The sequence below is a fragment of the Synechococcus sp. BIOS-E4-1 genome (assembly GCF_014279995.1).
Taxonomy (GTDB): domain Bacteria; phylum Cyanobacteriota; class Cyanobacteriia; order PCC-6307; family Cyanobiaceae; genus Synechococcus_C.
The window spans coordinates 1177770-1194383 of record NZ_CP047935.1; the positions used below are offsets into that span (position 1 = coordinate 1177770).

22 protein-coding genes are annotated in these 16614 nt (G+C 49.5%); 10 read left to right on the forward strand and 12 right to left on the reverse strand.

What is annotated here, in order from left to right:
• Window positions 1–312 precede the first annotated feature (312 nt).
• A complete protein-coding gene (locus SynBIOSE41_RS06070; RefSeq protein WP_186541444.1) occupies window positions 313–594 on the reverse strand; it encodes a hypothetical protein in 282 nt (93 codons plus the stop codon).
• A gap of 607 nt (window positions 595–1201) precedes the next feature.
• Between SynBIOSE41_RS06070 and SynBIOSE41_RS06075 the strand changes: the two genes are divergently transcribed.
• Entirely contained in the window at window positions 1202–2056 is an 855-nt protein-coding gene (locus SynBIOSE41_RS06075) for a hypothetical protein (protein ID WP_186540026.1), read from the forward strand.
• 225 nt (window positions 2057–2281) lie between these two features.
• On the opposite strand, the gene SynBIOSE41_RS06080 is transcribed toward SynBIOSE41_RS06075, so the two are convergent.
• On the reverse strand, window positions 2282–3169 hold the full coding sequence (locus SynBIOSE41_RS06080; RefSeq protein ID WP_186540027.1) for a hypothetical protein: 888 nt from the start codon (window positions 3167–3169) through the stop codon (window positions 2282–2284).
• A gap of 302 nt (window positions 3170–3471) precedes the next feature.
• Between SynBIOSE41_RS06080 and SynBIOSE41_RS06085 the strand changes: the two genes are divergently transcribed.
• Entirely contained in the window at window positions 3472–3711 is a 240-nt protein-coding gene (locus SynBIOSE41_RS06085; protein ID WP_186540028.1) for a Nif11-like leader peptide family natural product precursor, read from the forward strand.
• Between the two features lie 251 nt (window positions 3712–3962).
• On the opposite strand, the gene SynBIOSE41_RS06090 is transcribed toward SynBIOSE41_RS06085, so the two are convergent.
• From SynBIOSE41_RS06090 to SynBIOSE41_RS06100, 3 genes are all read right to left on the reverse strand, one after another.
• Window positions 3963–5051, reverse strand: a complete 1089-nt coding sequence (locus SynBIOSE41_RS06090; RefSeq protein ID WP_186540029.1) for a hypothetical protein — start codon at window positions 5049–5051, stop codon at window positions 3963–3965.
• Window positions 5052–5203: 152 nt separating this feature from the next.
• Window positions 5204–5560 carry a hypothetical protein gene (locus tag SynBIOSE41_RS06095; protein ID WP_186540030.1) on the reverse strand — a complete coding sequence of 119 codons (357 nt, stop codon included), beginning with the start codon at window positions 5558–5560 and terminating at the stop codon, window positions 5204–5206.
• Window positions 5561–5641: 81 nt separating this feature from the next.
• The gene (locus SynBIOSE41_RS06100; protein ID WP_186540876.1) at window positions 5642–5932 is read right to left on the reverse strand and encodes a hypothetical protein; all 291 of its coding nucleotides are present in this window, start codon (window positions 5930–5932) and stop codon (window positions 5642–5644) included.
• A gap of 133 nt (window positions 5933–6065) precedes the next feature.
• Between SynBIOSE41_RS06100 and SynBIOSE41_RS06105 the strand changes: the two genes are divergently transcribed.
• The gene (locus SynBIOSE41_RS06105; RefSeq protein WP_186540877.1) at window positions 6066–6245 is read left to right on the forward strand and encodes a hypothetical protein; all 180 of its coding nucleotides are present in this window, start codon (window positions 6066–6068) and stop codon (window positions 6243–6245) included.
• A gap of 73 nt (window positions 6246–6318) precedes the next feature.
• On the opposite strand, the gene SynBIOSE41_RS06110 is transcribed toward SynBIOSE41_RS06105, so the two are convergent.
• Window positions 6319–7479 carry a hypothetical protein gene (locus tag SynBIOSE41_RS06110; RefSeq protein WP_186540031.1) on the reverse strand — a complete coding sequence of 387 codons (1161 nt, stop codon included), beginning with the start codon at window positions 7477–7479 and terminating at the stop codon, window positions 6319–6321.
• A gap of 368 nt (window positions 7480–7847) precedes the next feature.
• Window positions 7848–8132 carry a hypothetical protein gene (locus SynBIOSE41_RS06115; RefSeq protein ID WP_186540032.1) on the reverse strand — a complete coding sequence of 95 codons (285 nt, stop codon included), beginning with the start codon at window positions 8130–8132 and terminating at the stop codon, window positions 7848–7850.
• A gap of 977 nt (window positions 8133–9109) precedes the next feature.
• On the opposite strand from SynBIOSE41_RS06115, the gene SynBIOSE41_RS06120 reads away from it, so the two are divergent.
• The 5 genes from SynBIOSE41_RS06120 (at window position 9110) to SynBIOSE41_RS06140 (ending at window position 11567) form a co-directional block, all read left to right on the forward strand.
• Window positions 9110–9286, forward strand: a complete 177-nt coding sequence (locus tag SynBIOSE41_RS06120) for a hypothetical protein (RefSeq protein ID WP_186540033.1) — start codon at window positions 9110–9112, stop codon at window positions 9284–9286.
• Between the two features lie 195 nt (window positions 9287–9481).
• The gene (locus SynBIOSE41_RS06125) at window positions 9482–9739 is read left to right on the forward strand and encodes a hypothetical protein (protein WP_066909418.1); all 258 of its coding nucleotides are present in this window, start codon (window positions 9482–9484) and stop codon (window positions 9737–9739) included.
• Between the two features lie 946 nt (window positions 9740–10685).
• On the forward strand, window positions 10686–11099 hold the full coding sequence (locus tag SynBIOSE41_RS06135; protein WP_186540035.1) for a phage holin family protein: 414 nt from the start codon (window positions 10686–10688) through the stop codon (window positions 11097–11099).
• Window positions 11100–11208: 109 nt separating this feature from the next.
• The gene (locus SynBIOSE41_RS18020; protein ID WP_255475974.1) at window positions 11209–11331 is read left to right on the forward strand and encodes a hypothetical protein; all 123 of its coding nucleotides are present in this window, start codon (window positions 11209–11211) and stop codon (window positions 11329–11331) included.
• Window positions 11332–11333: 2 nt separating this feature from the next.
• Window positions 11334–11567: a DUF2973 domain-containing protein gene (locus tag SynBIOSE41_RS06140; protein ID WP_186540878.1), complete on the forward strand. Its 234-nt coding sequence runs from the start codon at window positions 11334–11336 to the stop codon at window positions 11565–11567.
• A 725-nt stretch (window positions 11568–12292) separates the two neighbouring features.
• Here SynBIOSE41_RS06140 and SynBIOSE41_RS06145 read toward each other — a convergent pair.
• Together SynBIOSE41_RS06145 and SynBIOSE41_RS06150 are read right to left on the reverse strand one after the other, a co-directional pair.
• On the reverse strand, window positions 12293–12463 hold the full coding sequence (locus tag SynBIOSE41_RS06145; RefSeq protein ID WP_170953658.1) for a hypothetical protein: 171 nt from the start codon (window positions 12461–12463) through the stop codon (window positions 12293–12295).
• Between the two features lie 157 nt (window positions 12464–12620).
• The gene (locus SynBIOSE41_RS06150; RefSeq protein ID WP_186540036.1) at window positions 12621–12773 is read right to left on the reverse strand and encodes a hypothetical protein; all 153 of its coding nucleotides are present in this window, start codon (window positions 12771–12773) and stop codon (window positions 12621–12623) included.
• A 1178-nt stretch (window positions 12774–13951) separates the two neighbouring features.
• On the opposite strand from SynBIOSE41_RS06150, the gene SynBIOSE41_RS06155 reads away from it, so the two are divergent.
• Both SynBIOSE41_RS06155 and SynBIOSE41_RS06160 read left to right on the forward strand, forming a co-directional pair.
• Window positions 13952–14134 (forward strand): hypothetical protein, encoded by a 183-nt coding sequence (locus SynBIOSE41_RS06155; protein WP_186540037.1) that lies wholly within the window; start codon window positions 13952–13954, stop codon window positions 14132–14134.
• Between the two features lie 163 nt (window positions 14135–14297).
• Window positions 14298–14465: a hypothetical protein gene (locus SynBIOSE41_RS06160; protein ID WP_186540038.1), complete on the forward strand. Its 168-nt coding sequence runs from the start codon at window positions 14298–14300 to the stop codon at window positions 14463–14465.
• Window position 14466: 1 nt separating this feature from the next.
• On the opposite strand, the gene SynBIOSE41_RS17795 is transcribed toward SynBIOSE41_RS06160, so the two are convergent.
• The 3 genes from SynBIOSE41_RS17795 to SynBIOSE41_RS06170 all read right to left on the reverse strand — a co-directional run bounded on the left by SynBIOSE41_RS17795 (window position 14467) and on the right by SynBIOSE41_RS06170 (window position 16077).
• Entirely contained in the window at window positions 14467–14607 is a 141-nt protein-coding gene (locus tag SynBIOSE41_RS17795) for a hypothetical protein (protein WP_222930583.1), read from the reverse strand.
• Between the two features lie 394 nt (window positions 14608–15001).
• Complete coding sequence (locus SynBIOSE41_RS06165) at window positions 15002–15514, reverse strand: early protein (E6) (protein WP_186540039.1); 513 nt, start codon at window positions 15512–15514, stop codon at window positions 15002–15004.
• A 359-nt stretch (window positions 15515–15873) separates the two neighbouring features.
• Window positions 15874–16077 (reverse strand): hypothetical protein, encoded by a 204-nt coding sequence (locus tag SynBIOSE41_RS06170; protein ID WP_186540040.1) that lies wholly within the window; start codon window positions 16075–16077, stop codon window positions 15874–15876.
• Window positions 16078–16614: the final 537 nt, after the last annotated feature.

Genomic DNA, 16614 nt, shown 5'->3' on the forward strand with positions numbered 1-16614 from the left:
GAGCACAGGGTTAAGAGCAGAACCCAATAAATACTCTTCCGAAATAATATTCGAGAGAAGAGCGACTTAATGGGATTATCCGCCCATCAAAAGCGGATTTGAAATTGCCGTCTGAACCCCGGCTTTGCCAATATATCACCTCAACAAGTAAAAATCTTGTTTTAAGCCCCCAGGGTTCAGCAGGGGGCCCAGGCATCACTGGAAACCAGCTCTGGCCTGTGATCTCAGGATCTTGTTTATCACTTAGATCCACATCCCCCGTTCTGGTAGTTCTTGGCCTGATTTCAGGGGTGTTTATCCCCCATTCGGTTATCAGAGGCTGAGACCCCAGTACCAAGCCACCGTTCGGTCAGATTCTGCTTCGCTGAGCAGTGGTACCAGGAAGTCCCGCGTTAGCTCATCCAAGACATCGAGCCCCAGTTCCTGTAGTCCCAGATTCAGCAGATGCTTGAAGCCATCAAGGTTGTTTTCTCTAAGCGCCAGCAGCAGTTCAGTCAGCAAGGTAACTGTTGTCAACGTGTAAACAGACATCGCTTCGATGTAACTGTTGCAAGGGTTCCCCTCCTTGTTCGTTGTGGGCTCAGCGTCTGACAAGAAGGATGTCTCCGAACCGCCTGCCATCACGCATGGCATCAAGTGCTGCTAAAGGTGTCTTGGCTTCACGCTTTTTACAGCGTTTGGGTTCCATTCCTGAAAAGTCCAGCGACCTAGAGTCCAGCGTCTTTGCGGGTAGTGCAGTGACGCAGTTCTTTGCGGCTAAAGCATTCCAAAGCTTTCGCTTGCTACCGACTCCAAAATCTTCAACGCCTGGAGATTCTCCAAACGTTTTTGTGCCTGGGTCAGCATTGCTCTTCCGTGTGGCGCGCAGGCATCTATCAGTGCTGCACCCTCTGATGCCTCTGCCTTGGTGCGCTCAACACAGAGATTGATCTGTTCACCCGCTGGCTGGGTCTCGTCAACATCAGCTCCTGAAGGACCCGCGACGGTAGTCAGTAGCTTTAGCAGCGCCTTTCTGGTGGCTTCAGGTGTTGGCTGCATTGGTATTTGGTCTGTAAACGTCAGTCTGCCGAAACCACTACGGACTACTCCTGTTTCTTAGATGGAGCGTAAATACCCGATCCCAAGTCCGATCACAGTCACATGGCCGATGCACTGGGATATGCCTGCATTGCCCTTCAAAAGGGTCTGCTGCCCTGGAGCCTTGGCGTCACCGGCTTCCGCTTTAGCTGATCCCCAATCGGGGGAGCCTGAAGCCGACACGTTCACTCTTCCGGGTGATGTGAATCTGATTGATTCCGGAGATGGTGAAGAGATCCAGGAGGGATGGCCTTCTCTAGCTATATCACCACTCATGGAAAATCAGTCGATCATCCTTGTTTATGAATTATTTCTGGGACTGAATCCAAAAAAAGCACGCTTAGTTGACATGGGCAAATCAAGCGTAAGCACTCTTGGTTATGTTCGCTTAAGAGACAAGAATAACAGAATTTTATTCACAATAAAGCAAGGTGACATAGAAAACAAGCTTGAGGATATCCGCTCTATTCAAAATGCGAAAGATCAAAGAAGAAGCAAGGACAAAGAAATTTCCGAAATCTTTGAATCAGTTATTATCAATGTTATCTCGGGGCAAATCGATGAAGACCTTTGCCTGGCTTTTCACCAGTCCAATAGTGAAATCCAAATTCAATACAGAAATAGCACTCAGAAGCCTAGGTCAAGAAATAGGACCAGAGAAGAGCTTAGGAATGATTTTTGGCGCCCTCGCCTGAATGATGCTCTTAAATACTCGGAAATAATAGGACGCGATGACGTCTCAAATATCACGGTAGAAGAAATAAGATCAGATGAGAAAAAAGATGTCGCAGGAGCTGCAATTGCAGGAATTGCGATGGGTTTCATCGCAGGGAGTGCAGGTCTTTTAGCTGGCTCGACCTCGGGAAATTACCAAAATGTTGTCTTTAAATTGAACTCACCAATTCTTGGTGAATTTATATGCGAAGCAAAGCATGATGTTTATAAACATATTCTTGGTTCATGCAAAAGCTATTTCTGATGTTTTATAGGGAAGCCTGAGGCCATGAAAGCGAGGCTGAGAGCTATACAAAACCCGAAAGGGAAAAGCAGGGGGCGTTGAGTAGTCGCTATCGATCTCCCGACAAAACAACCTCACACCAATCACGCCCCGCCAAGTGCGGGGTTTTTTATTGCTTTGATTGGGATGGGTTTTCTGTTTTTGTAGATGCTCCATGACCTTCCAGGATCGCGATGAAATAACCAGCTAACTTCTTACTGAAGACATATAGTTAACTCTTGAATAAATCGTCAATACAACAATAATTGAAGGAGGGACAAAATAAAGAAGCCAAACAAGATTCGGGTAATTAATGAAGACTGGCCCTAAGTGAACGATTCCTATAGCGGTGAATGCAGCACCGACTGTGAGCATAATCCTATAAGCATGCTTGATAACTCTTTCTGTCTTGCCAGCTTTTTTGCCATAAAAGCTGCGAATATCATCATATCCAAAATATCCGAGTAATCCACTTTGCCCAACAAGTAGCAATCCAGAAGTAAATGGTGTCAATGGGAAACCAGCAGTTCCTACAGTTATTGGATCTATGATAACGACAAACGGTATTAGGGCAATTGAAAAAATACTTCCTAAAATTGCATATCCTCCAGAAACCAAATCTAGGTCAATCTTGGGCTGAGGAAACGCTGCCCACCTGTACCCTGTCATTCCTCCATATATTCCTGTGATCAGCAATGTAAAAAGTATGGAGCTGTTTTCATAAACCAAGACTGGGCTAGCATAAGCACCGGAAGGATCTTCTATTGCCAGGCAAATCAACAAAACTGCAGCAGATAGCATTGCCAGGAACAATACAAGTATTCCAATCTTGCCGTAAATCCTATGGTTAACTGATCCCTTTTTTGTGAGGATTGCACCAACGGATAAAGCTAGAAATACGCATGCACTCAGGGCGTGTATGTGCTCTGAGCTTTGAGTTAGTATCAGCCATGTTGCAATGTCTACGCCTACTTGGACTTCCTGAACAGGCGCTAAGATTAATCTAGTTCCTAGAATTAGTAGACCCAGTATTGCAATACTTGCAATTAACTTGCCTTGAAAACTATTTTTTGTTTTTTCTATGATCTGATTCATGGCCGACTCCTAGCGCTAAGGCTTCCACATACTTACTACAATGCTTCTACAGTGTCAATATTTATCCAAAATATGTACAAATGATTCAAAAAGTTTGGAGTATGTAGCTCAATTAGTGGAAAAGCATTTTGGATCAAGGCCTTTGATTGGCTGGCTTGGAAAGCTTCGAGGCAGTCTTCAACTTTAAATACACTGATTTACACCATTCACGCCCCGCCAAGTGCGGGGTTTTTGCTGCCATCCCTACGGATACGGTGCACCCTGCAGACCGGTGCTATGACTGCTGAACAGACTTGACACCCATGTCAGAAGAGCAACTCAAAGCCTTTCTAGAAAAAGTCAAAGCTGACACCAGCCTTCAGGAAAAGCTCAAAGCAGCTGCTGACAATGATGGTGTTGCTGCGATTGCGAAAGACGCTGGGTTTAGCATCTCTGCTGATGACTTGAAGAACGCTCAATCAGAAATTTCAGATGAGGAACTGGAAGGCGTGGCTGGTGGTGGGGGGGACGACTGTCCGTCGCTGGCTCTAGGTGCTTGCTGAACTTGGCTATTGATTGATTCTGTTATTGGGTGATGGATTCTGAGCCTACTCATCAAAGCCCCTGCAACCGCAGGGGCTTTTTATTTCTTCAACCTCGCCAATAAGCTCATAAATCAGCCTTCAATACCTGGCACGATTGAGCGCAGTTGAGCAGAGATAGTCAGGGCTTAATTAGCAATCAAGTCTGCAGTCAACTAGCAACTCCGGCCAATACTCGTTCAGCGGCAGCAATCAACTCCGACTCCCTGGCGTCATCCAGCCAGGGCTGCAGCGACGGCAGCAATGTCGGCCTGATCGAGCCAGCGGTGATAGGTGTTGTGATGCACCGATACGCTGTGGCCCATGCACTTTGCTGCCAATGAAGTGGACGGCACTTTGGCGATGGAGCGCACCGCCCAGGCATGGCGAATGTCATAGAGGTAAAGCGAAGGATGCTGAGCCCTGATCCACCGCTGCCAGTAATCACACTGTTGCTTCGCCTTGATCGAGTCATATGCCGCAGGGCTGGCGACATCCCATGGAACTGATCGTTCTGGCGTCTCTTTGTATGTAGGGATTGGAAGCGCCAGGGCTGTGCGCCATTCCGGCAGCCGGCCTTTCCGTTTCACGCTGAGCACCCGTGCCGTTCCATCACCGCTGGGCTGCAGGCTGAAAGTTTCTGCTGGCCTGCATCCATAAGTGATCAGTGCCCAGGTGGGCCACCACCATTTCTCCCCTTCAGTTTTTGCCAGCAGCTCTGCCAGCAACTCATCACTGGGAATGTCTCTTTCCCGTGGTTCGTAAGGAGTCCGCAGGGCATCGAGCCGTTCAGTCCCTTCGATGCCGACAACCTTCGCCAGCCGCTTCAACACCTTGCAGCTTTCCATCCGAGTTCTGCTGCCCGGTTCAGTGGCGCTGACTGTGGCCACCATCAAATCCATGGTCAGCGTTGCTGCCGGTGGCATTCGGTTGGTTTGGTGAGTCAGCCCCTCCCAAGTCCTTTTGGCAGCACTGCTCTGAATCCGGCCCTGCCAGAAATCCTCCTCAAGTCGAGCCACTGCTTCGGCCACGGTGAGGTTGTCCGTTTTTTGGACAACTTCGACCACCGGAGCATCCCAGGGCAGCAGGGCTGGAACCATGCCGGTGGAATTAATGATGCTGGCGAGTTGCAGCACCCTGGCTTCTGCTTCCAGCAGTTGGCCCTGGTGAGCGTTCAAGCCCAGGGCGATGCGCCGATCCTTTCGCGTTCCATCGGCAGCAGTGAACGTGCCACGTAGGAAAAAACGATCCTTCGCCACCACGATGCGACCCTTCACCCCACGGGTCTTGAGTGCTGCATTGGTGGCATCGAGCGCTTCCATAGTTGCCGAATTGTTGCCGAATTTCTTGCCGGAATGGTGCCGAAATTACGCGAAACCGCAAGACAAGCGCAACCACCAAGGCCCTGCTCAAAGCCCTGTCTGCATCTTGCTTCTCTAGTCAGTGACTGGCTTTTGCTGCTGCCAAGCCTGCCTCAAGCCAGGGCTAAGGCCTGCTTGTTTTCGTCTTGCACGCTTGTTTCCACAACGGGCGGGAACAGCATGAACACCAGACAGGTGAGGATTTCATCGAGACCGTCGTCATCAAGGGCCTGACGCGAGGCTTGTCCTGAGATTGAGAGCCAGGCCAGCAGCGCTGCTCCATCGCTGTGATCCACTTTGGTCATTTCGCCCTGATCACCATCGACGGTTTCCATGCCATGACGGTCCTCCAGGATCGCCACAACCCTTTCCAGCAGGTGCTGGCGATTGAGACCATCCTCCGCCTCCATTTCAACGAACAGGTCTGCCCCCTCGGTTTCAAAGCGGACGTTGTAGAGCTTCGCTGCCATTCGTCGCTCCTTGATGGATCCCTGTGCGGGTGTTTATGCAGTATCGGCAGGTCCGTTCCACACGGCAACGGAGGACGACGTTCAGCTCACCCTTAGTTGCAGAAAAGCCTCGTCCACCTCAGTCATGGCGCTGTCGTCCTCATGGCTGCTGCAGCAGTAGAGCAGGTTGATGATGCGCCCAATCTCAAGGTTCCGATCACCGACCTCTTGCCAGAGCCGGCGTGTCAATTCCTGATCGGCCAGAACGAATTGTGCGTCGACAAGCTCGCGGGCCATGCTGAAGTAACTCTGACGATCATTGCGGGCACGGCATTCCACTCCCGCCAGCACTGTTTGATTCAGCAGTTGCGTGGAGACCACTGCTTCGCTCAGGTCTGACGGCACGGCATCAACTTCCTGGTGCATCATGCTTGCTTTCCTCTTCGCTCAGTCTTCAGTCTGATTTGCACTTCAGGCGCGAGAATCGGTGTTCCTGTTCAGATCAGCTTCAGTGGCAAATGATCGGATGTATCGGGTGAGGGTTCTTCGCGACGATGGCGTTGAAGATGAGCTCACGCGCAGGTGCTACGGCACATACGACGAGGCCTATGACGAACTCGAACGGTTTTATGCCGACCTCTGTTGTTCCGATGACCGTGTTGAGTATTCAATAACGATGGCTGAGCCTGGAATCTCGAGTTCCTAAGCATGCTCGGCATGGTTCCTTCATGCAGAAGACCTGATCTGTCTGAGCAGTCGAAGCACTTAAGGATTGACCCTCAGATCAGCAGGCCTGCATAGCTGCTGTTGACCACACCGTCTGCTGATGGGTATATCGCGAAGCCGACGTTGGCGTCTTCAAACACTGAGTTATTGGTGCTCAGGACGCTGCCGGGGATATCAAACAGGGTCCATTCCGCATCGCTGAAGCCTCCTTCCTTCAGACGTTTCACCTTGGCGATGGCTCCAATGCCGATAGAACCGTCTTCAGCGCTGATCGTCGCGGGCAGGGTGTACTCATCTTTGCCGTTGAAATAAATCCCTTCGAAGTGTGTTTCGATCGAGTCATCCCTTTCAATCCCGGAACTGATCACGCCTTTGTCGATCAGCAGCTCATTAAGGGCATCGATGTTGTCATAGGAATAGGTGCGAAAGTTGCCGTACTGGCCAGTGATGGAGTCGTAGTCAATCAAGGTGGCCACACCGATGCCGTCAGCGTCCAACCCTGTATCGAGAGCAGCGCCGCCGGCGATCGTGTAACTGCTCGATGTGTTGTGCCAGATGCCATAGGCAGTTGTGGTTTTGTAATTCCCTGGGTAAGGGATGTCGCTGCATCGACCAGTGGCAGGGTCATAGAGAAAAGCCTGGATTGCTGTTTCGGAATCAGTGCTCGCATCGAAAAGGTCATATCCACCAACTGCGAGATCACCGCTCACGCTGTGCAGAAAAGTGAAAGTGGCTCTGACCCCGTCTGGATTTGTCGGCCAGACGACTTGGAAATCGCTGGCATCCGGCTCGGCAGTCACCGGACCTTGATAGTAAAAACCCTTTCGATAATTCTGCTTGCTGTTAGCTGTTTTCTCACTGCTGTCTTGCCAGGAGCCCACCAGGTTGACGTTGCCATCCAGTCGCGGATTAACACCATAAATGCTGGTGGCATCAATGTTATTGCGGCTCACGTTGTTGAAGATCGCATTCATCACGGTCCACACACCACTTCCGCTGCCACTGGCGGTCATTGCATGATTGATCGGGCCGTAATAAACAGTGCCGTCGTCACCGCTTGTGCCAACGATGTAATAGTTATCACTCTGAACGGAGCCCTTGATGCCCTGCAGGCCGAACTTGTTGTAAAGCGAACTGGTCGTGTCGGTTGACGCGCCTGGCCCGGTGTAGAGGAATGGTGCAATCAGGTTGAGATTACTTGTGACATGTCCCATTGATATGCGGTTGGTGATGGTCTTTATTGATACTGAATCCATGCCAATCCGGATTCAGGCTTCCACTTCAGATTGCAAAAGTCTGATGATAGTGCGGTGTTTTTTAAAAAATTCTTCAGCTTCAGGATGGATTCGTAAACATCACAAGCCAGATTTTGATCAATGATTAACGCTGATGTCGCAAGAGTTCCGTTTCGGTTTTATTTTGAGTGTTCAATCATTGTCAAGTGTCTGCCGCCAGCATTCGCTCTGAGCTGGTCTCTCTGTCACACCCTTCCTTGACAACGCCTTGCAGGCGCGAAGGATTAGATGTCCAACCGCTCTGAATGAGTTAATGATTGAGGTGATTGTCTGGATCAGAACCCTAACTAAAGCGCCTGTCGATTCCTGTTGCTGCTGATTGGCTGATCTGTATTGATGCAGGAAGCTTTGGCTTGCTCGATATTCTTACGATTATTGATCTGCTTAACTACGCAACTACAGGTTTCGTTGAGTTGACTCAGGAGTAATTGTTTCTCTGCCTGCTGATACTCCTTTCTCATGGCTGCGGCGCAGCTGCTGAAGATGATGTTGTCTTTGAAATCAGCCTGGGCAGGTTCAGTCGCGCTGAATGCGACCAGAGCAACAGTAATCGTGCCCAACACTCGTGCCATGGAGACTCACAATCTTTTGCTTCAGCGGTAGCTTAAACCGCGTAGTGCAGTTATCGGTGATTCACATCCGGTCATTGTTGCTTTCACCAAACGCTCACTTCTCGTTGTTGACATCGGCGAGGGTCGATCAGAGCCATGGCTACGTTGACGCCTTTCAAAATGATCTTTGAATCCTCGTCGTGACGGTTCAAACGAGGCAAGCCTGTTGATCAGAAGCGCTGTGTCATGTGCCGACAATTCACCGTCGATACCCCACTTCAGGCAAGACAGCGGTGCCGGGGACTGACCTCTCATCTGCAGAACGTACGCTTGGATTCCTGTCACCCTAAAGTCAGCGAACGCGGACAAATAAGCAAACAAGCTGAAGAAATGCGGGCCTCTTTGAGTAAAAACCACCACCAGATTCGCTGAATCGCCGTCACAGGTCAGCAAAGGCTTGCGGCAGAAAGCAGCCGCCTTGCATGCGAACTCATCTCTGCGACCGCTCGGTTGGCTTGAGGATGGTGATAGGTCTTTACGCGACTGGATAGGCATGTCTGGCATTGCTGGCCGCGCCTCGACGTTGTTGTCGCTTGTGGGAATTCGGTCTTGGTTAAAGCTTTTTGGCTTGAGGCGAGCTCCTTCTGCGTGGCATCACTGCATCAAAGGCGAGAGTAAGCTGTGCATCAGCAGATACAGAGTCACTCCAATCAGGACGGCAGGGAGTGTGAAACTCATTGAAATCCTCCGACTGCTTTGACTTTATAAGGGTCATTCGTGGGTTTAGTAGTCCTTGCAACACAAAACTTTGACGAGGTAATAATGCTTAGGGCTATATACTTAACAAAGTTTCTGTTGTTCAAGCTGAATTCTTTCTTGCGCTGATATCAGGTTCCGGTGCTGATTGTTCTTGGATTCAATGGATCTGGACTGTTTGGCCAGGGCGTCGAAAGCAGATTTGTTTGTTGCTCTGAGGGTTACTGCAAAGGCCTTGCCTGATGAATCTGCGCGACAGAGCGGAGCATGTTCGCCGTGGGCGGTTTGGCGACGTCCACATCGAGCAGTGTCGAACCAGCAATCACAGCCGCACCAACAATGGCGCAGGTCAGGCGGCAGCCATGCAGTTTGATCGTTTCGAGGATTCGCGCATCGCCGACACCAGCTGCGCTGATTGAGATCAAGATCAGCAGTACGAGAACAGTTGGCATAGATCAGATGCCGATAAGAACACCATCGCCTGACGTCCGTGGATACGGCTGCTGCGGATTCCACCACCTTCAGATGAAGGAAGGGTTCGTGATACCACCTTGCCGTTGAGTACGGGGTTGATACCGTTAGTAGACTTAATAATCATTCTTCAACCGATAACAATGGCCCAAGGATATCGCCCGCTCACCCTTGAAGAATTAGAGGCAGCTTCTGAGATCTTCTTTCCCCGCTTCAATCTGATTCTTGAACGTATGCCAGAAAAAGCAACAATCGAAGATACTCTTAATGTCATGGAGAAGGTTTTGAAGCTCGGTCATAAGCAGAGGCATGATCGCGAAAAGGCTCAGGAATTCAGTTTTGGAAGACTCAGAAAATTTGGATTCATACAGAGCAACGTCAAGGCAGACGATGATGTTTAAATCACCACTTCCATTGAATTGCTCAGCCGTTTAAGCGGATTGGATGATCAAAGCCGATTATTGATTGATCATTGAATCAATCGTGCATTGACAGTGTATTTAAATTAATTTCAAAGTCCGCAAAGCCTGACCCGGTCATGCTGTTGGAGCTGTCCTGATTTTTTTGATCTTCAACAGGTACTCTTTGTGATTGGCTTTGCCTTCATTGGAATCAATGTCATTGCTGTGATAAATGTGCCTAATTGTGTGGTGTTCTTGCTGACGATTCTTTCTCTTTCCATTGGTTTCCGCTCAGCTAAGCCCTGGATTTATGTCTGGTTTTCTCAAGGCTTTCGCGATGTTTCTCGTTAACCCAGCTTTATTGATTTGCCTCAGCCTGGGGCTACTTGTCACAGCACGTTCCAATCCAGGTGTTGCCCTGAACAGTCAACCTGTTGCCCTGGAATCTGTCTCAATGGAATCAGTCGAGGCTGATCAGGCGCTTGTTGACTCTGGTTCGCTGAATGATGCGATCAACGGCTCCGGACTCTGAGCCTGTGACTGCTCAATGTATTTCAGCTGAATCTGAACAGGCCTTGGCTGACTTCCTTGATCAACCTCCATGTCATCCATGACTCCCCAGAACTGCAAATTTCCCTTAAGATCAGCACAAATACCTAGCTTTGAAGCTTTCTTCAATGGTCTCCTTCATCGTTCTCGGCACGGTCGTCGCTCTGACGATCTTTCTGAGGGTGGCCAGTGAACTGGATTCTGAGGTCTGATCACCCATGTGGTTAATCACCGTTTCATTGCTGACCGGTTTCACCGTTGTTGCTCTCGCCCTCTGAAAACAGGCAGAGCATTGCCACCAGCTGTTGTTGATCGCTGAGTTGTCTTGCTGTCTTTGGCTTGGCACAGCTGAATGTTCTTTCCAGGCTTAGCCTTCAGGACTGATTGCACCGTTCCCATGGGCCTGATCGGTTGGTTGTTGCAATGGCCCGTCCGTGCTGTGGTTCTGCTCCTTGTGGCAGCGATGCCTTTGGGTGTTGAACTGGCCGGGTTCCAGGCGGCTCTCTCGTCAGCCGTCGCGATTGGATTGCTTGGCACTCTTCTGATCCTGCCTTTGAAATTTGTGCTGGCGCTTCCCTGGGCGGTGACCAGTCTTGGCGGATTGATTGCCCCGGTCAGCTGGTTGTTCGACTGGTTAATCACAGTGATTCTGTTCAGTCTGGCCGCAGCGTTGATTGATGGTTTTCGCTTGAAGGACGGACTACGTAGTGCTGTGCTCGGTGCCGTGGCCTACAGCGTCATCAGCGCTGTGTTCATCCGTGTTCTCGGGCTCGCCGACGTTGGGGTGATCCGGGCCACTGCCGGAGGCTGAGGCCTCGCTTCCTCGAGCGAATGCAGGTCGATCGGGAAGATAAGCAAATACACCTGGTTACACAGCTTTACAAAGCGCCTATACTTCTTTGCAGAAGTTCACAGTTCTGATGACCGATTATTCCTTGGCGATCTACGGCCTTATCGCGTTTGCCTCTGTCATCACGGCAGGAGTTGTTTACGTGCTGGCTCAGCCCACAGATCTTCCTTCGTCTGGAAAGGCCACGAATTGATGATGTCGACAGCACTATTCCCTTTTGTCCTTGCAACTGCATGTGCACTTGTTTTGTTGTCTGCATTCCGGGGCCTTTCCTTGGCACTCAGGCGTCAAAACAGAAAAGCTGACAGAACAGGTTTGAAAACCACACACCCGGAGCTACTGGATGAAAATGGCTTCATCACCAGCGAAGAATTGCTTGTTGTCCACTTCTGTGGATTCGATGGCAATACTTTTTCAGCTAATGCGTAATCGTGGATGCTGATCTGATGGAAGTTCTTACAGCGATTGCGATTCTTCCTTTTGTTGCCGCATTGGCAATAGGTGCACGTCAGGCAGAACGTGAAGAAGATTAATTCTCATCCTAAGAAGCTCCCTCAGTCGTCCGATGCATCCTTGGGCCTGAATGAGATCCTTTCATGTTGACTCTTGCATTCTGCGGAATGCTCGCATTGTTGAATGCGGGTCTTATTATGCTCGCTCTGTTTGTTGATAAAATATTTATTTGATATTATTGTTTACTTTCAAGCATTTCGTCTTAATGTTTATGTTTTAAATGTTTTTGCAATTGTCAATCCAGTTTTGATCCAGACACATTGGAAATATTGCCGAAAAGCTTTGAAGCTTCACGGCAATACGAGTCAGTTCCAGAGTGTTTGTTGCCGAAGGCTTAAATCCTGTTATCAAGCTGTCATGGACAGTGTCAGGACTTGTTTAGATCTCTGGAGATACTCGCGTTTGGAGTACCTGGGATCTTGATGGCACGTTCCAGCAGTTCATCCGCAGATTGCTGGGTGATCAGACGTTTACCTGATCTGATGAACTGTTCGCCAAGATCAGAGGGGTGAATAGCCATGGCAAGTCTTGCGACGACCTATGTGCTAACGCAGGTTATGACCACGCTGCAGGGTGTATAACCGCACCCCTGAATCAACAGTTGCTCGACAAGTTCTTTTGGACCTCTGAACGCATATGACTCAGTACAGAGGACAGGACATGCTGGTGCCTCTTGCCACAGACATGCCGTTCAGCTTCGAAAGGCCGATGGCCTGGAAACTTTTGAACCATCTTTCAACAGCTTCCCTCTCTTCTTCGTTGCAACGTTCAAGGATTTCGCGCTGCAGGACCTGTCGAATCTGGGAGTCCATTACAAAACTTCATGCCCATAGATTCTGGCGAGTTCTCCTTGTACGCTTCGTTGGCTTGATTACGGAAGGATGTTCTAAATGCTGCTGAGATCTGGGTTTTGAGCATTTTTACCCAGCACTGAAATTCCTTTGTTGCGCGGGTCGATGTGGGCCTGCGTCATAACTTTGCTTTGAGTTCTTCGGTCGTGAGGCTTTTGAGATGGTTGAGATACGCCTGTTGCATCATCTCAGCTGGACTGATGCCGATCTCCATGCAGTAAGCACGATATTTTGCGAAGACCTGATTAACCAGATTTTCCTTTTCGTTCATTGAGCCATCCATTGAACGCTGAAGAACATGGTGAAGCAGCTTGTGCAGATTTGGGCAAAAAGAAACCCCCGCCTCGGGCAGGGGTTCAGAAAGATCATCGTGAGTGTGTCCTTGTTTCCACCACGTGAGCTTTTCTCCTCACAAAAACAATTTAGCCGTGCGACTGGCACTGTGCCACTTGTTCGCAGGACGGTCTCTTGAATGGCACAGAGAAGCTGCTAGAACTCGGTTGGTTGGTTCTCCTCACAGAGACTCCAACTCCTCACACCCACTGAAGGCCCATTGGGCCTTTTTTTTTGCGGATTGGGAACCATCCCCTTTCATTCCTTGTTCAGCTCGATTGTGCCAAGCACACCACTGCTGGTGCTTTTCAATAAAAAAGCCTGCCACTGGGGCAGGCCGGGTGATGGGGTTTCCAAAGCTAGATCGCCGAAACGCTAGATGCAGGGGTTTGCCCCGAGTGTTTCAAGACTGTTAATAGTTCACGCAATCCTGAAGGGTGTCTTTAAAAGCTCCACATATGTGGTCCGCGCATTACCATTTTCACCAAGCGCCACAAGATGTGGTGCAAACAGCCGGGTGATGGGGATTGCTGGGCTTGAGGGGTGAACCGCTCCATGTCTGGGGCGGTTTTTTGTTTGCATCTGTCGCTTCATTGCTGGCGGGCCTGCCGAGGCAATGGTCTTGAACTTGAAGAAGACCAGCTGCTGAGCTGCCACCAAGAAACTTGCCTCTGCAGACGTCGCTGTCCAGTGGTTGCTGGAGATCAAGCGTTGATCAGGCTGCGCGCTTGTCGTCTTTGAGCCAGATGTTTCGCCTGCTGTCAGGTAGGCGTACAACCGATCTTTCGTAACGACTGCGGCAGCTCTGCCTGAGGAGGTGCTGTTCTGCTTCCTGTAGAAGGATTGTCAATCTTTGATCCGTCATCACTGAGTCACAAAGGGCTTCATCATTGAGAAGCAGCCCGCTTGATTGTCAAGGGATTTGATTGTGAGTTCTTTGTTAACTCTTCCACGAAGTGATCCGAATCGCCCGTGGAATTTTTGCTCAGCTTTGAACGTAACGCAATCTTTACAACGTGAAGCGAAGGTTACATGGTTGGGACTTGCAAATCTTTGCTTCTTCGTGTTGCTCTTTTATGAGATGAGAGGCCAGACTGTTTTCATCCAGGAGTAGGTATGGCTCGTCGTCGCGTCTTCCCAAGTCCTGAGACAAGGGCGGCCCAGAAACTCTATGAGTCGCTGATTGTGACCGGGGTTGGCATTGCTTTGATCGGTATGGCCACCACTTGCTATCTGGCCTTGTCCGAAGCTGCGAGTGCCCCCTTTAACGCCTGGATTGACGGCAGAGCGTTTTTTTGAAATCGGATTTCATATCTCACCGGTTCCATCCCGCTGAATGTCCCATATCGGTATCACTCGGCAGATTCTAATTTTTATCATAGGGAACAATTTAGATGATTAACATTTGCTTGATTGCTGTTATCCCAGAGTTTTAGACCAATTATTGCGAAGCTGCATCTCAATGGCTCATTCCAGTCGCATCTGCTTGACATCAAAGGGGTCCACCATCGATGCCCTTGGAGGTGGTCAGTACAGAGTCTGCGATCAAAGCCGAAGCTGCACAGTCACCGAGGGGCTCTGGGCTGCCTATGAATCCTTGCGTGAGCTCGAGCAAAAACGCGTGCAGTGAGTCAGTTATCGGCTTCGAGTTGCTTGAATTGTTCAGAAATTGGGGCAATCAGAGCCTTTGATTCCTCTTCACTGAGATTGAGGTTTTCGGCTGCCCTCTCGATCAGAGCTTCAAGTGCTCGTCGCTTGTTGTGATCAGTCATACCAGTTGTCTAGCGAGTCTTGCCTGCCGACGCACAACTCGCGTGCTTAAGACCACACAGATTGCTCATCGATGCAGTCGTGATGAGTGCGTCAACCTTTGCTCTGAACTGGTTCGTACCGCAGGTTGAGGTCATCACCCAAAACCATTAAGAAAGCGATCTCTGACTGGTACGAGAGGAGATGACAGGTCTGTTCCTCTTCATTGGTTCCATAGCAATAGGTGTCGAAATCAGATGGATCTCTCTCTGATTCGAATACCTCGCCGTTCCTCAGCACAAATCTTGTCATCACCGTTTGAACCCATGATGGTTTGGTAGCCAGAGGGCACTAATGAGTCATGTCATTGTGCAGACCAGGTCCTGATCTTCTGACAAGCTTGCATGCTTGTTCTTGTCACGACCGTCTCTCAGCTGAGCTGGTGTTGTTTGGCCTCAGCGTTGTGTGAGCAGAGGGTTTTTGACCTGCGCATGCCAGACAGCCCCCATTGATGCGATAGGGGGCGAGATGTCCTCTCAGGCAACAGCTTCCACGAAAAAACAAGACCTGTCCTAGTTCTCGAGCATGGGCATCGGTCAACGGAAGTCGAAGCCAGCTGTCCGGTACTTGCCCCTTCAACGCTTCGCGCTGACGTTCAGCGTTATCTCGTCTCTGACGTTCTTCACGGTCATTCTTGGCGCAGACACCCTCGACCTGCAGCTCTCTGGAACAAACCAGACAAGCTGTGATCACTGGTTTCTTGCGCGCTGTGTTCTTTGAAAGCTTGTCACCGGGCACCTCTCTTTCTCTGCCACAGCTGCAACGACACCACCAAAAGGCGTTTCCACTTTTGGTACGCCGTCCGGAGGCGCGAACCACAGTTAATCGGCCGTAGATCTCACCAACACGGTTGCGGGGTTGTGATGGCATGCCAATCTCCACATTTCAAAGATGTAGCAGCGGCCTCAGGTTCAAGCTTTATTTTTCGTCTTTCGTCAGGTCGACACCAATCTCTTTCATTGCACTGACGGTGTCATTGACTGAGGGCACCACTGCAACCCGCCTTTTGAGTTTGTCCAGAGGTTGAAGTAACCAGGTCCAGACAGACAATTTTTTGCCTCGTTTTTGGGTCTCCAAGTGTTCGGCTCATCACCATCATTAATTTAGCGCGCCTTTTTCGTACCGTTGTCGATCCTGTCAGCCTCTTGAGAGATCAGCTTGGCTGATTGACTCTTGGATCCACAGCTCTTGAATATTTATTTTCAATAACCTCTGAACCACAATCAAATTCACCCCCTGATCTGATCAATCACATTGGTTTTAGCGTTAAGAAGTCGACCGACAATTCGTGTTGTTTCGCCCTCACCCACATTCAGGTCTGAAAGCTCCTGAAATTTATTGAAGAAGAGCTGATCAATTTCTTCGCAAAACGTGTCGTAAAAGATCGAAAGGGCCTTTTTTTTGTCATCGCCATAGAGTCTTTCCAATGTCATCACTCAGGTAATTACAGCCTATTGTATCAAAAGTCAGTCTGGATGAGTGGAATTGCTTCGTTGCTCCAGTTGAAACTCATCAAATAGAGCTGATGCTGCCAGTGTTTGTTTTTTGGCAATTAGATGTTCAAGGCGAATGGACAACCACTGCTCCAATCGGTCAATGTTTTCGCCTGACCAAACAAAGGTTGGCAGCACTTGACTAAGCTCCCTTGACTTTGAGATCTTTTCATCTTGTCAACAGCTAGGGCTGTTGATGTTTTTGATGCGGTCCCCATGAACAATCTCCCAAGACCCATCTTGATGGGTGATCAAGAAATATTCCTCGGAAATTTTTATTAGCTTATTTTTATTCATCGAAATAACATACTTTCTTATCGGCTTGTGAGGGTGTGCCAGTTGATACTGTCTGTTGATGTTTTTGCTTCTTTGCTTCTGGGTCTGTGATGGATCCTTCTCTTTCAACTCTTTGCTACACGAATCCGGCCACTCGCGACACCTGATGGTGTCTCATTCATTTCAGGTCAGTCGATTTGT

Coding starts and splice junctions, on each gene's coding strand:
- SynBIOSE41_RS06150 (WP_186540036.1), bottom strand. CDS start 12,773: ATGAACGAAAAGGAAAATCTGGTTAATCAGGTCTTCGCAAAATATCGT.
- SynBIOSE41_RS06165 (WP_186540039.1), bottom strand. CDS start 15,514: ATGCCATCACAACCCCGCAACCGTGTTGGTGAGATCTACGGCCGATTA.
- SynBIOSE41_RS17795 (WP_222930583.1), bottom strand. CDS start 14,607: ATGACTGATCACAACAAGCGACGAGCACTTGAAGCTCTGATCGAGAGG.
- SynBIOSE41_RS06095 (WP_186540030.1), bottom strand. CDS start 5,560: ATGGCAGCGAAGCTCTACAACGTCCGCTTTGAAACCGAGGGGGCAGAC.
- SynBIOSE41_RS06160 (WP_186540038.1), top strand. CDS start 14,298: ATGGCTCATTCCAGTCGCATCTGCTTGACATCAAAGGGGTCCACCATC.
- SynBIOSE41_RS06085 (WP_186540028.1), top strand. CDS start 3,472: ATGTCAGAAGAGCAACTCAAAGCCTTTCTAGAAAAAGTCAAAGCTGAC.
- SynBIOSE41_RS18020 (WP_255475974.1), top strand. CDS start 11,209: ATGACCGATTATTCCTTGGCGATCTACGGCCTTATCGCGTTTGCCTCT.
- SynBIOSE41_RS06110 (WP_186540031.1), bottom strand. CDS start 7,479: ATGGGACATGTCACAAGTAATCTCAACCTGATTGCACCATTCCTCTAC.
- SynBIOSE41_RS06115 (WP_186540032.1), bottom strand. CDS start 8,132: ATGGCACGAGTGTTGGGCACGATTACTGTTGCTCTGGTCGCATTCAGC.
- SynBIOSE41_RS06090 (WP_186540029.1), bottom strand. CDS start 5,051: ATGGAAGCGCTCGATGCCACCAATGCAGCACTCAAGACCCGTGGGGTG.
- SynBIOSE41_RS06145 (WP_170953658.1), bottom strand. CDS start 12,463: ATGGACTCCCAGATTCGACAGGTCCTGCAGCGCGAAATCCTTGAACGT.
- SynBIOSE41_RS06170 (WP_186540040.1), bottom strand. CDS start 16,077: ATGACATTGGAAAGACTCTATGGCGATGACAAAAAAAAGGCCCTTTCG.
- SynBIOSE41_RS06125 (WP_066909418.1), top strand. CDS start 9,482: ATGGCCCAAGGATATCGCCCGCTCACCCTTGAAGAATTAGAGGCAGCT.
- SynBIOSE41_RS06080 (WP_186540027.1), bottom strand. CDS start 3,169: ATGAATCAGATCATAGAAAAAACAAAAAATAGTTTTCAAGGCAAGTTA.
- SynBIOSE41_RS06135 (WP_186540035.1), top strand. CDS start 10,686: ATGGGCCTGATCGGTTGGTTGTTGCAATGGCCCGTCCGTGCTGTGGTT.
- SynBIOSE41_RS06155 (WP_186540037.1), top strand. CDS start 13,952: ATGGCTCGTCGTCGCGTCTTCCCAAGTCCTGAGACAAGGGCGGCCCAG.
- SynBIOSE41_RS06120 (WP_186540033.1), top strand. CDS start 9,110: ATGAATCTGCGCGACAGAGCGGAGCATGTTCGCCGTGGGCGGTTTGGC.
- SynBIOSE41_RS06140 (WP_186540878.1), top strand. CDS start 11,334: ATGTCGACAGCACTATTCCCTTTTGTCCTTGCAACTGCATGTGCACTT.
- SynBIOSE41_RS06105 (WP_186540877.1), top strand. CDS start 6,066: ATGTATCGGGTGAGGGTTCTTCGCGACGATGGCGTTGAAGATGAGCTC.